General features: G+C 29.1%; 13 protein-coding genes. 11 read left to right on the top strand and 2 right to left on the bottom strand.

What is annotated here, in order from left to right:
- Positions 1–11 precede the first annotated feature (11 nt).
- From ACZ5RS_RS14105 to ACZ5RS_RS14090, 4 genes are all read left to right on the top strand, one after another.
- A complete protein-coding gene (locus ACZ5RS_RS14105) occupies positions 12–1535 on the top strand; it encodes an ABC transporter substrate-binding protein (RefSeq protein ID WP_464636511.1) in 1524 nt (507 codons plus the stop codon).
- A 73-nt stretch (positions 1536–1608) separates the two neighbouring features.
- A complete protein-coding gene (locus tag ACZ5RS_RS14100) occupies positions 1609–2370 on the top strand; it encodes a creatininase family protein (RefSeq protein WP_464636510.1) in 762 nt (253 codons plus the stop codon).
- A 5-nt stretch (positions 2371–2375) separates the two neighbouring features.
- Entirely contained in the window at positions 2376–3455 is a 1080-nt protein-coding gene (locus ACZ5RS_RS14095) for a M42 family metallopeptidase (protein ID WP_464636508.1), read from the top strand.
- A gap of 8 nt (positions 3456–3463) precedes the next feature.
- A complete protein-coding gene (locus ACZ5RS_RS14090) occupies positions 3464–4528 on the top strand; it encodes a PLP-dependent aminotransferase family protein (protein WP_464636506.1) in 1065 nt (354 codons plus the stop codon).
- 11 nt (positions 4529–4539) lie between these two features.
- Here ACZ5RS_RS14090 and ACZ5RS_RS14085 read toward each other — a convergent pair whose 3' ends face one another.
- Positions 4540–5319: a DeoR/GlpR family DNA-binding transcription regulator gene (locus ACZ5RS_RS14085; protein WP_464636505.1), complete on the bottom strand. Its 780-nt coding sequence runs from the start codon at positions 5317–5319 to the stop codon at positions 4540–4542.
- An 83-nt stretch (positions 5320–5402) separates the two neighbouring features.
- Positions 5403–6188, bottom strand: a complete 786-nt coding sequence (locus ACZ5RS_RS14080) for a DeoR/GlpR family DNA-binding transcription regulator (RefSeq protein WP_464636504.1) — start codon at positions 6186–6188, stop codon at positions 5403–5405.
- 184 nt (positions 6189–6372) lie between these two features.
- Between ACZ5RS_RS14080 and ACZ5RS_RS14075 the strand changes: the two genes are divergently transcribed.
- From ACZ5RS_RS14075 to ACZ5RS_RS14045, 7 genes are all read left to right on the top strand, one after another.
- Positions 6373–7653, top strand: coding sequence for an ABC transporter substrate-binding protein (locus ACZ5RS_RS14075; RefSeq protein WP_464636502.1), 1281 nt, complete (start codon positions 6373–6375; stop codon positions 7651–7653).
- Positions 7654–7725: 72 nt separating this feature from the next.
- On the top strand, positions 7726–8616 hold the full coding sequence (locus tag ACZ5RS_RS14070; protein ID WP_464636500.1) for a carbohydrate ABC transporter permease: 891 nt from the start codon (positions 7726–7728) through the stop codon (positions 8614–8616).
- Positions 8617–8624: 8 nt separating this feature from the next.
- Entirely contained in the window at positions 8625–9461 is an 837-nt protein-coding gene (locus ACZ5RS_RS14065; RefSeq protein ID WP_464636499.1) for a carbohydrate ABC transporter permease, read from the top strand.
- Between the two features lie 44 nt (positions 9462–9505).
- Positions 9506–9823, top strand: a complete 318-nt coding sequence (locus ACZ5RS_RS14060) for a hypothetical protein (protein ID WP_464636497.1) — start codon at positions 9506–9508, stop codon at positions 9821–9823.
- A gap of 22 nt (positions 9824–9845) precedes the next feature.
- Positions 9846–11051, top strand: a complete 1206-nt coding sequence (locus tag ACZ5RS_RS14055) for an ADP-dependent glucokinase/phosphofructokinase (RefSeq protein ID WP_464636495.1) — start codon at positions 9846–9848, stop codon at positions 11049–11051.
- A gap of 20 nt (positions 11052–11071) precedes the next feature.
- Positions 11072–11926, top strand: a complete 855-nt coding sequence (locus tag ACZ5RS_RS14050; RefSeq protein WP_464636494.1) for a class II fructose-bisphosphate aldolase — start codon at positions 11072–11074, stop codon at positions 11924–11926.
- Between the two features lie 95 nt (positions 11927–12021).
- A complete protein-coding gene (locus tag ACZ5RS_RS14045) occupies positions 12022–12885 on the top strand; it encodes a ketose-bisphosphate aldolase (RefSeq protein WP_464636492.1) in 864 nt (287 codons plus the stop codon).
- Positions 12886–12926 lie beyond the last annotated feature (41 nt).

Here is a 12926-nt window from a genome sequence, read left to right as displayed (position 1 = left end):
AGGAGAGAAAAATGAAAAAAATTTTAATAATGCTAGTTTTAATTACAAGTGTAACTATGTATTTATTTGCTGGAGGGCAAACTGAAGAAGTTGCTGCAGGTCCAAAAGATACCTTAGTAGTTGCTATTGGTGCCGATGTAACATCTTTTGACCCACATATTGGTAAAGAAACACCTGCTGTTGCAGTTACAAATCATATTTATGATACTCTTGTAGATATTGATTCTGCTACAGGAGAAGTAGTTCCACAAATTGCAGAAAAATGGGAACAAGTATCTGATACAGAATATGTTTTTACAATTAGAAAAGGAATTAAATTCCATAATGGTGAAGATTTGACAGCTGAAGATGTAAAATTCTCGTTAGATAGAGCAATTGCAAGTGCATCAGTTTCATATATTGTTGACTTTATTGATGAAGTTAAAGTTATAGATGATTACACTGTTTCTGTTACTTTAGATGCTCCATATGCTCCAGCATTAAGAAACTTGGCTGTTCCTTTTGCTGCTATTGTTCCTAAAGATTATGTTTCAGCAAATGAAGATATTTTAAAAACTGCACCAGTTGGTTCAGGTCCTTATAAATTTGTTTCTTGGACACAATCAGATAATACTAAATTAGAAGCTTATGATGATTATTATGCTGGTGCACCTAAAACAAAATATATTACTTTCAAATGTACTCCAGAAGCTGCACAAAGAACAATTGCTTTAGAAGCTGGTGAAGTAGATATTGCTTATGATATTCTTACTACAGACTTAAAGAGAATTAAAGAAAGTGATGATTTAAATTTATTAGAAGCTCCATCATTAACTTGTTTCTATATTTCAATGAATATGAACAAAGCTCCATTTGACAATCAAAAAGTTAGACAAGCTATAAACTATGCTATTGATAGACAATTATTAGTTGATACTATTAACAGTGGAACAGGTGCTCCTGCAAACTGTATTATTGCTCCAAAAGTATTTGGATATTATGACATTGGAGATATTGAATACAATCCAGAAAAAGCAAAACAATTATTAGCTGAAGCTGGTTATCCAAACGGATTCTCTTGTTCAATTTGGGTAAATAATAACCAATCAAGAGTTGAAATGTGTCAAGCAATTAGTGAAATGTTTAGAGAAGTTGGAATTACATGTAAAGTTGAAGTAATGGAATTTGGTACATTTATTTCACGCTCAACAGCCGGTGAACATGACATGGGATATTTTGGTTGGGTAACATCAACTAAAGATGCTGACTATACTTACTATTCACTTGAACATTCATCACAACAAGGTGCTGCAGGAAATAGAACATTTACTCATGATCCAAAAGTTGATGAATTAGTTGAAATTGGTAGAACAAATGCAGATTCTGCTGTTCGTCTTGAAGCATACAAAAATTTAGCAATTTATCTTAAAGATTTAGCTAACAATGCTCCAATTATTTATACAGCTATCAACGCTGGTACTTCAAATAAAGTTGAAGGATTTGTTCTTGACCCAATTGGTTATCATAAACTTCAATCAGTAGTAGTAGAAAACTAAACCTTAATTGAATGGCGTGAATTATCACGTCATTCACTATTAATAAAAATGTTCTATATATAGGAGAATAAATATGTTGTTAGAGGAAATGACTTGGGTAAAGTCCGAGGAATATTTTAAAGAAAACGATATGATAATTATACCTATTGGGAGTCTTGAATGCCATGGAAAACATATGCCATTGGGAACAGATTTTCTAATACCTAATAAAATTATTGAGCTTTTTAGAGAAAAAAATGACAAAATAATGATTGCACCTACCATACCTTATGGTTCATGTGAAAGTCTTTATGAATTTAGTGGTACTGTAAATTTAGGATTAGATTTATTTTATAAATTAGTCAAAAAAATTATTGAAAACTTTAAAAATCATGGTGCAAAGAAATTTGTTATCCTTAACGGACATGGTGGAAATATTAAAGCTTTAGAAAGAATTGGATATGAGCTAGATAGTGTAGGCTGTAAAATGGCCATTTTAAACTGGTGGTTAAATGTTTGGCAAATGGATGAAAAGTGGAAAGGTGGCCATGGTGGTGGAGAAGAAACTGCTGGAATTATGGCTGTTAATCCTGATTTAATTGATAAAACCTATATAGATGAACCATTAGTATTAAAAGATTTAACCTCAGAAATTAAAGGTGCTGGTTTTAATACTGTTGATTATAAGGGAATTACCGTAACTGTCCCAAGATTAACAAATAATGTAACTGATAATGGTTGGATTGGCCCAGACCATCCTAAATATGCAACTGAAGAATGGGGAAATAATATGTTAAATGCATTTACTGATTTCATGTTGGATTTTGTGGATGAATTCAATAAAGTGGAGCTTTAATATAAATGGAAAATAAACTAAAAGATATTGAAAGAATTATCAAATTTAGTAATGCCCCAGGCATTTCTGGTTTTGAAGATGCAGTAGTTGAACTTATTAAGAATGAAGTTAAACCTTTTGCTAGTTGTGAAAGAGATTCTTTAAATAATGTATATATTGAAACAGGTAAAAAAGATTCATCTAAAGCCACTGTTATGCTTGATGCCCATAGTGATGAAGTAGGTTTTATGGTAAAAGATATTAGACCTAATGGTTTAATTGATTTTATTAATATTGGTGGTTGGGTAACTACAAATATTCCAGCTCATAAAGTAAAGGTTTTAAATAAAGATGGAAAATATATTGATGGTATTATTGCTAATAAACCTCCACATTTTTTAAGTGCTGAAGAAAGAGCTAAACCTTTAGAAGTTTCTCAATTAGCTATAGATATTGGAGCTTCAAGCAAAGAAGAAGTAATTGAAGATTATGGAATTAAAATTGCTGCTCCTGTTATCCCAGCTGTTGAATGTATATATGATGAAAAACATGATCGAATTATTGGTAAAGCTTTTGATAATCGTTTAGGTTGTTCTGCAGTAGTAGATACAATTGAAGAATTATTAAATGAAGATTTAAATGTTAATTTAATCGGAGCAATTGCTTCTCAAGAAGAAGTGGGTGTAAGAGGGGCTGTAGTTACTGCTAGAAGAGTTAAGCCAGATATTGCTATTGCTTTTGAAGGTTGTCCTGCTGATGATACAGTTGTAGAATCATATCAAATTCAAACTGCATTGGATAAAGGTCCTATGCTTAGACATATTGATGCAAGAATGATCACAAATCCTCGTTTTCAACGTTTTTCACTTGATTTAGCTGAAAAATTAAATATCCCTGTTCAAGAAGCTGTTAGATCAGCTGGAGGAACAGATGGAGCAAGCATTCATCTATCAGAGTCTGGAATACCATGTATTGTTGTTGGGATTCCTGTTAGATACGCTCATACTCATTATGGTATTTCATCCTATAGTGATTATAGAAATGCAATTAAATTAGTAAAAGAAATAATCAAAGTATTAGATTTTGATTTGATAAAATCTTTCTAGGAGATAATATGCGAATCGGAGGTATGTTCCCATTAGAAGAATTGGAAGAAAAAAAGAAAAATAGTTTTTTTAAAGAAAATTATTTAGGTGATTTAAAATTTCTTCTTTCTGGAAGATGTGCAATTTATTATTGCCTATTAGACATATCTCCTATCAAAAATAAAACGGCATACTTACCAGCATATAATTGTGAGACTGTAGTTGAAAGTTATTTAAAAGCTGGTTGGGATTGCCTGTTTTATGATGTTGATAAAGAAAATCTTCAACCTATTTATAAAGATGAGGATTTAGAACATATTGGCTTAGTAAATATATGTGGTTATTATGGGTTTCATCATAGGACTCAAGAATTCTTAAAAAAATGTAAGGATAGGGGCATTATAATTTTACAAGATTCCACATTTACTCCTTATTCAATTAATCCTTATGCTGATTATGTTGCAGGTAGTTTTAGAAAATGGATGGGAATTGCTTCTGGTGGAATAGCTCTAAAAAGAAATGGCAACTTTAAAAAGAATCTAAAAAGTATTGATCAAAATCATCTAGATGGAAGATTAAAGGCTATGGAATATCGAAAAAAAGCTATTTTAGAAAGTTCTGAAGAATATAATGAGATTGCTTTAAAAACATTCTGGGATACAGAGCTTTCATTTAGAAAAACTTTTGGTGAATTTATAAGCGATCAATTATCTATTAACCTATTATATCATTTTGATTTTAAAAATATGAAAAATAAAAGAGTTAAAAATTATAATACAATAACTTCTTCTTTAAATGACTCTTCATATTTTAAACCTGTTTTTAATCTTGATTTAGAAGAAAATGATTGCCCGAGTCATTTTAGCCTGTATGTTGAAAATAGAGAGAAGCTAAAAAGTTATTTATTGAATAATGGGATTAATTCAACAACTTATTGGCCCTTACCACCAATTTTAAAAAATTCAATAAACAAATTTCCAAATGCTAAATATATTTATGAACATATTCTTTCTATTCAATTGGATCAAAGATATTCAAAAGATGATATGAGTTTTTTAGTAAAAGTCTTAAATATGTATGTATTGAATTATTAATTACTTTTTTATTAAACCGTTATCACATTTATATTATATTTTTCTAAAATAGTTTTGTCTTCTTTAGAAATACCATTGTCAATAACTAATGTGATTTTTTTGTTTATTGTATAATCACAAATAAAATAATTTTTATCATTCTTTAATTTAGAACTATCAGCAAGTATTATTAATTCGCTACCAGCTTTTATCATTTCTTGCATAATAGGAACTTCGTCTTTTATATTTATATAAAATTTACCATTTTTAATATCAATAGCATGTACGCCAATTATTGTTTTATTAACTTTATGTTGAGAAATAACAGATCCAGCTAATTTGCCGACTGTTGTGTGAGTATTTTTTAATAAATGTCCTCCAATTAGTATAGCTCTGTTTTTCTTTTCTTTTTTTATGATAGAACCAATTCTATCAGTATTTGTTAAAACAATTAATCTTTTTTTATCAATTAGATTTGTTGCAAGTAATAGGGTTGTGCTACTTCCTGCAATATATAAACTATCTCCATTATTGATTAATGTTGATGTGAATTTTGCAATAGATTCTTTTTCATTAATAAAAAGGCTTTCTTTAGAGTTTAAATTTAATGAACGTTGTATTTCATCTAATTGAGATGAAATTGCACCTTTAGAGGTTCTATTAATTTTATTGTTTTTTTCTAAATAATTTAAATCTCTATAAATTGCTTGTTCTGTAACATTAAAATGAGAAACAAGTTCATCAATTGAAATTTGATTATTTATTTTAAGTAAATTTATTATTTCTTTTCGTCTATCTTTACAACTTAACATTTAAATCGCCTTATTTGTTTATAGTTTATATATAATCCTTAATATAATCAAAATTTAAATAATAATTTTTTATGATTACTATTTTATGCAAGTTTTATTTTGTTAACTTTAGTTTTTAATTTATTTAGATGCTCTAGCTCTATATCTTTATTGGTAATGATTAAATCAATATTTTCAAAATTATTGCATTTGCTTAAAGCTGGAACACCAATTTTTGAAACCCCAAATACAATGATGTTAGTTTTTGAGTTTTTAATCATTAGCCTTTTGATTTCAGATTCTTGTGGAGATGCTGTAAAAAGTCCTTCATCAATAAGTACTCCAGTAATACTAATTATTGATTTATCAGCTTTAAATAAGTCTAGATTCCTTTCAGCTATTGGGCCTACAGTATTTTGAGTACCATATAATAACTCTCCACCAATAATATATACATTGTTTGTTGAGTCTTCATCTTTTATAAATACATCACCAATAGCTTGGCAATTAGTAATAATTAATAAATTTTGTTTATGTTGTGCTAATTCTTTCGCGATAGCCATATTTGTGCTACCACCATCCATCATAATAGTTTCAGAGTCTTCTATATAAGGTAAAATGGATTTAGCTATATCTTCTTTTTCTTTAACATCTGATTTCATTCTTTCTTCAAGTGTTGTTGAAAGCCATGAAACAGTTTGTTCTTTTAGGATTGCTCCCCCATGAGTTCTATATAGTTTCCCTAATGATTCTAACTTAGTTAAATCTCTTCTTATCGTCGCTTGAGTCACATTTAATTTGTCGGCTAGTTCAGCGACTTGAATATTATTATTAGTTAATAATAGTTTCAATATTTCTTTTTGTCGTGGGTTAGCATATTTTTCGCTCATAGGAGCCCCTCCTAATTTAAGTTATCAAATAACTATATATATATTAAGCTAAAGTTCTTAAGCTGTCAATAAAAATAACAAACAATACGAACATAAATATTATTCATTTATTTTCATTTTTAACTTGACAAATTGAAAAGGTAAGGTAAACTTAAGACAAATAAACAAAAGAGGAGATTTAGTAATGGAAAAAAATTTTAAATTTTTCAAAACTGTGTTAGTAGTGTTGTTAGTTTCTTTATTTGCAACAAGTAATCTTTTTGCTGCAGGTTCTTCTGAATCAAAGAGTGATGAAGTAGTTATTGAATTCCAACAATGGTGGGCTGTTGAGCTTCCGGATGGATATATGCAAAACATTGTGGATGAATACTACGAACAAACTGGTGTTAGAGTAAAACTTTTAAGTGCACCATTTGCTGATACAAAAACAGCAATTATGTCAGGTATTTCTTCAAATACAGTTGCAGACATTATTAGTGTTGACGGTAGTTGGTTATATGATTTTGCTGATCAAGGAGTGTTAACTAATCTATCTACCCTTATGAGTGCCGAAGGTACTGATCAATCATTGTTCACAGACCAATGGAGAGCTAAAGGAAGCGCTTATGCACTACCTGTATTGAACTTTGCATATCCTATGTTTGTTAATATGGATATATTAAAAGATTCTGGTGTAGATAAATTACCTGAAACATGGTCTGAATTCTTAGATGTTTGTGATGCTATTGCTGCTCATGGTTATTATCCATTTGCACTAAATTTATCAACAGCATCTCCTTCAGGTATTCAAAATGTATATATGGGTTATGCTTGGGCATCAGATATTACAATGAAAGATGAAAATGGTGAATATAAAGTTGCTGGTAATAAAGATTTAATTGAATTTGCTGAATTCTATAAAGCATTATATGAAAGAGGTTATTTAATTCCTGGTATGAGTGCTTTAACAGAACAAGATATGACTTCTAAATTTATCAGTGGTGAAGTAGCATTTATTATTAACTCAATGGCTGTTTTACAAGCTTGGAGAGATGATAATCCTAATATGGAAATTGCAACTTTAGGCGTTCCTGTAAGAGATGGTTATACTGGAAAGAGTGGTATGTGTGTAGCTAGTTGGGCTGTAGGTATCACTGAATCTTGTGAACATAAAGAAGAAGCTTTAGCATTTGTTGAATACTTATTTGGTAGTGAAATTAATGCTGGTCTAGCTGAAACTCAATCAGCTTTCCCTGGTAGTTCTTTAGCAAATCCTGATTATAGTGCTTCAGACCCTGTATTCCAAGATGTTTATGGAATGTTTGCACAAGGATTCCCAATTAATGAATTTACTGGAATGAAAAAAGCAAATGTAATTATGGTTGATTTTATTAATGCTTTAATTCCTTACATGGAAGGTAGTGTATCTGTAGAAGATTACTTACAAGATGTACAAGATTCTATTGATAGCGTTTATAATAATTAATTTTAATTATCACTTTAAATTAACAAGTGCAGAATAAAATTTTGCACTTGTTAAAAGTTTAGGAGGGTTGAATTGATTTTAAATCAGCAATTGAAAAGAAAGATAGAACCTTATGCTTTTTTAACACCAACCGCAATCATAATAACTGTTTTATTGATAATCCCTATAGCAATGGTAATTAGTTACTCTTTTTTGAATAATGCAGTAGTAACTAGGAATCCAGAATTTGTAGGTCTTGAAAATTATGTAACAGTTCTAAGTGATAGCGAATTTTGGAATGCTATAGTTCATACTATTATTTTTGTGAGCATAAGTGTTATAGGGCACCTCGTAATTGGGATGGGTTTTGCTTTATTAATAAACTCAGATTATTTTGATTCTACAACAAAAACAATTGTACGTGTAATTTATTTCATGCCTTGGATTTTTACAGCATCTGTTGTCGCTGTATTGTGGAAGTTAATGCTCCAACCTCAAGGAATCGTAAATTATCTATTATCTATGCTTAATGTCGCCACTAAAGATACTCAATGGCTTAGTTTAAGAAGTCGAGCTTTATTAACAGTTACTGTTATTAATATTTGGTCAGGATATCCATTTTATATGATTAGTATTCTAGCTGGTCTTCAAGGTATTCCTGGAGAGTTATTTGAAAGTGCTACAATTGATGGAGCTGGTAAATGGGGATTATTTGTTCATATAACAATTCCTCAATTAAAACCAATCTTAATTAGTATTGCTTTATTAGATTTTGTTTGGACAATACAAGTTTTTGCTGTTTTATGGATGTTAACTGGAGGTGGTCCTGTAAATAGTACTACTACTCTTAGTGTCTATATTTACAAAAAGGTATTCTATGGAAGTGAATATGCAATAGCTTCCACTGCTGCAGTAATTGTATTGATTCTATGTAGTGTAGTTGCATTTGTATATGCAAGATACCAAAATTCTTTGAAAAGGTAATAGTTATTATGATAGGAAAGAAAAAAAAATCAACAAAAGTATTATTATCAATTCTTCTTCTTTTAGGAGCTTTTTTCGCAGGATTTCCTGTATTATGGATGCTACTTTCTTCATTTAAGTCAAATGTAAATATGTTTATGTGGCCTCCAAAATTTATTGATGAGAGTTTTAGTTTTCATGCTTATCAAAAAGTTTTAAGTGATCCTGAAAAGAGTAGATTTTTCTTTAACAGTTATTTTGTTGCTATAGTAGTAGTTATTGTTACTCTTGTTGTTGGAATAATGGCAGCATATGCTTTTAGTAGATACCAATTTAAAGGTAAAGAAGTTCTTAATACATTTATTGTAAGTGTACAAGCAGTACCTGGTATTGTATTAATGATTCCTTATATTAGTCTTATTGTTACAATGAAACTCTTTAATACATATTGGGCTCTTATTTTAACTTATCTTGTATTTACTTTACCATATTGTATTTTGCTGTTAACAGGTTATTTTAACACAATTCCTCAAGAATTAGATGAAGCTGTCATGATTGATGGTGGATCAAGAATGTTAGTTCTTTGGAGAATATTAGTGCCAGTATCATTACCAGGAATAGTATCTGTTGGTATGTATACTTTTATGAAATCTTGGAACGAATATTTATTTGCTTTAGTACTTACAAAAACAATAGAGATGAGAACTGTAACAGTTGGTATTAACTTATTAATGGGACAACACAGCTATGACTGGAATCAAATGATGGCAATGAGTTTCTTAGGAAGTTTACCAATATTAGTTCTATTCGTATTTTTCCAAAGATATTTTATCGCTGGTGTTTCTGCTGGAGCTGTTAAGGGTTAATTAAAGAGCAAAATAATAATGATTTGTAAAAAAGGATATATAGGATGAATTTTAATTTTGGTGAAATTATTAGATATGTTTTATCTAATCCATTGTTTTATATTTGGTTGATTTTTTTACAAATATTATTTTGCACAAGAAAAAACAAATATGTTGGAATAATTTTACCTTCAATATTTATTTTATATTCAGTAATTGTGGGGCTTTATTTCTTAGCTTTACAAAATATTAGTGAAATTGGTGAAGTGTCAAATACTTTGATACTTGAAGTTTTTATTTTTAGTTTTGTTCCTGGAATCGTACTTTTAGGTATTTTCTTGATATTTCAAGCTTTTAAAAAGAAGGCTGAAAAATTTAATTAACTAAAAAATGGAGATGTATTTAATGCATAATAAAATTGTAACTGGATATCATACTTGTATAGATTATGAATTAAGTTGGGATTATGAAATTTTTAAAAACTTGATAATTAAGAATCAAATTATTGATTCAGATATTAAATTGATAAATTCTGTATCTTCAATTAAAGAGTTAATAATTAATTGTTTATATTACATGAAGATTGGAAGAGGTGGAGAAGTAATTCCAAGTTATCCATCATTATGTGATGAATTTGCCAATAATTTTGATTATGAGATTACTATTGGAGGAACAGCAACTAGAGCTTCTATTGCTATTTCTAAATTAGAAATTCCAAATAGTGTATATATGTGTAACTATAATAAATATTTTAAAGAACGCATGCCAAATCTTGTGACTTGTAATTATTTAGAAACCTCTGGTGCTGAAAAAGTATATCCTCATGTAATTTTACAATATCCAAAAGGATTAGAAGTTAAAGTTAATGATATTTCGTTTATCACTAATAATAGAAATAGGATCATGATTTCAAATGATTTAGATAGCATAAATATGAAAATTCCACCAATTCAAGCTGGAGCTCTTGATAATACTGAAGCTCTATTGATGTCTTGTTTTAGTGAAGTTTTAGAATTATCAGTATTAGAAAATGTTTTAAAAAAAGTTAAAACTAATGCTGAAAAAATAAGGCCTTCAACCTGGGTTGTTTTAGAAGATGGTCACTATGTAAAAGATGACTTTAAAGCAATTGTTCATAAAGAATTAAAACCATATGCAGATATGTTAAGTATGAATGAAGAGGAATTACAAGACGTTTACAATAAGAAAATAGATATTCTAAATGTTGAAGAAGTATCAGACGCTATAAAATATGTTTACGAAAAAACAGGTTTTGATAATTTGATAGTTCACTCTAAATATTGGGCCTTAGTTTATGGTAAAAATTCAAATATTATAAAGCCTGCTTTAAAATATGGAATTGCAATGGCTTCTACTAGATTCAAATATGGTGATGATTTCGGACAAAAAGAATTTGATGAAATTCTTAATCATAAGTTAGAAATTGAACCATCAAAATTTTGTAATAAGTTAGAAAGTTCTTTAAATGGAAAAGTGGGATGTATTCCTAGTTTTGATTTAGATTATTTAGAAAATCCAACTATTGTGGGGTTGGGTGATTTCTTTGCTGGTGGATTACTTATTGGTTTAATTAAGAATCCTAAAAAATAAAAGTATTTTTGGAGGAAAATATGTTAGTTAATGTTAAAGCTCAATTAGAGCTAGCAAAAGAGAAAAATACAGCAGTAATTGGATTTATTTGTATGGATTACGTAATGGCGAGGACAGTTGTATATGCCGCAGAAGCAACAAATACACCTGCTATGATTATGTTATATCCAGAACATATTACAATTCAACATACTACAGGTAGAAAGACTTTTGCTGAAATGGTTAAAGAGTTAGCAAATGAAGTTGAAGTACCAATATCTGTTCATATGGATCATGATTTTACTTATGAATCTGTAATGAAGTCTATTGATGCTGGTTTTGGTTCAGTTATGTTTGATGGTTCTATTAAACCTATTGAAGAGAATATTGCTTTAACAAAAAAAGTTGTTGAAGTAGCTCATGCAAAAGGTATTTGTGTTGAAGGTGAAATTGGTCATGTAGGTTCTGCTAGTACATCAGATAACAAATTAGAAGATTATTTTACGACTGTAGAATCGGCAGTAAAATTTTGTTCTGAAACAGGAGTTGATAGTTTAGCAATTTCTATAGGTAATGCGCATGGGGAGTATGTTACTGCACCAAATTTAGATATAGATAGATTGATTGCCATAAATAATGCTACAGAAACAGCTTTAGCATTACATGGTGGAAGTGGAATTCCAGATGATCAATTAAAAATAGCATTTTCTAATGGTATAAACAAATTTAATCTTGGAACAGATTTTTTAAAGTTATATTTCAAGGCTGTAGAAGAATTTATTGAAGTAAATAGGGAAAATAAAGACCCTGTAAAAATAATAGATATGCCTGAATTTGTTCAAAGTAAACTTCAACCTTATGTAGAAGATAGATTAAGAACTTTATGTAATTTCTAAAAGTAAAAAATTTAATGATAGTTAAAAATCTATGATAACAAAATTTAAAATAGATTTTATTAAAAAAGTAAAATTAGGATATAGGAGAAAATATTATGTTAATGAACATGAAAGATCTTTTAGCTGTAGCAAAAGAAAACAAATTTGCAGTACCTGCTTTTAATACAAGCAGTAGCATGATTTTAAAGGGTATTATTGAAGCTTGTGAAGAAAAACAAGCTCCAGTTATTATTGCTATTCATCCAGATGAATTAGAGTTTGTTGGAGATAGTTTCATTAAATATGCTATTGATGAATCTCAAAAAGCTTCCTTCCCTGTTTGTATTCATCTAGACCATGGTGGATCTTTCAATCAGGTTATGAGAGCTATTAGAGCTGGATTTACTTCAGTTATGATTGATTCTTCAGAATTACCATTTGAAGAAAACATTGAAGTAACTAAAAAAGTTGTTGAAGCAGCACATGCAGTAAATGTAAGTGTTGAAGCAGAACTTGGAACAATTGGTGGAACTGGTGAATATGGTATAGCTAGTACAGATAATATTATTTATACAAAACCTGAAGATGTAAAAGCATTTGTTGAAGCAACAGATGTTGATACTTTAGCTATAGCAATTGGAACAGGTCATGGACTATATCCAAAAGATATGAAACCAAAACTAAGAATAGATTTATTAAAAGAAATCAGATTAATTACAGATGTTCCATTAGTTTTACATGGTGGTAGTGATAATCCAGATAAAGAAATTGCAGAAGCTGTTGCTAATGGCGTACAAAAAATTAATATTTCTAGTGATATTAAAACAGCTTTTTATAAAAAATGTAGAGAAGTATTAAAAAATGAATCTCTAAGAGAATCAGCAGATATTTATACTCCTTGTATTGCTGCAATGAAAGAAGTTATGTATCACAAAATAGATCTATTTAATACAGAAGATAAAGTTAAATGCTATAAATAATTAAAATAAAAAGTAGTAAATTAAATTAGCGATAAATCATA

It is taken from the genome of Pleomorphochaeta caudata, from assembly GCF_055395745.1.
This window is presented reverse-complemented; position numbering and strand designations above follow the sequence as displayed.

Bases quoted from the DNA above. Each gene is read 5' to 3' on its own strand.
- ACZ5RS_RS14105 (WP_464636511.1), top strand. From the start codon at position 12: ATGAAAAAAATTTTAATAATGCTAGTTTTAATTACAAGTGTAACTATG.
- ACZ5RS_RS14100 (WP_464636510.1), top strand. From the start codon at position 1,609: ATGTTGTTAGAGGAAATGACTTGGGTAAAGTCCGAGGAATATTTTAAA.
- ACZ5RS_RS14095 (WP_464636508.1), top strand. From the start codon at position 2,376: ATGGAAAATAAACTAAAAGATATTGAAAGAATTATCAAATTTAGTAAT.
- ACZ5RS_RS14090 (WP_464636506.1), top strand. From the start codon at position 3,464: ATGCGAATCGGAGGTATGTTCCCATTAGAAGAATTGGAAGAAAAAAAG.
- ACZ5RS_RS14085 (WP_464636505.1), bottom strand. From the start codon at position 5,319: ATGTTAAGTTGTAAAGATAGACGAAAAGAAATAATAAATTTACTTAAA.
- ACZ5RS_RS14080 (WP_464636504.1), bottom strand. From the start codon at position 6,188: ATGAGCGAAAAATATGCTAACCCACGACAAAAAGAAATATTGAAACTA.
- ACZ5RS_RS14075 (WP_464636502.1), top strand. From the start codon at position 6,373: ATGGAAAAAAATTTTAAATTTTTCAAAACTGTGTTAGTAGTGTTGTTA.
- ACZ5RS_RS14065 (WP_464636499.1), top strand. From the start codon at position 8,625: ATGATAGGAAAGAAAAAAAAATCAACAAAAGTATTATTATCAATTCTT.
- ACZ5RS_RS14060 (WP_464636497.1), top strand. From the start codon at position 9,506: ATGAATTTTAATTTTGGTGAAATTATTAGATATGTTTTATCTAATCCA.
- ACZ5RS_RS14055 (WP_464636495.1), top strand. From the start codon at position 9,846: ATGCATAATAAAATTGTAACTGGATATCATACTTGTATAGATTATGAA.
- ACZ5RS_RS14050 (WP_464636494.1), top strand. From the start codon at position 11,072: ATGTTAGTTAATGTTAAAGCTCAATTAGAGCTAGCAAAAGAGAAAAAT.
- ACZ5RS_RS14045 (WP_464636492.1), top strand. From the start codon at position 12,022: ATGTTAATGAACATGAAAGATCTTTTAGCTGTAGCAAAAGAAAACAAA.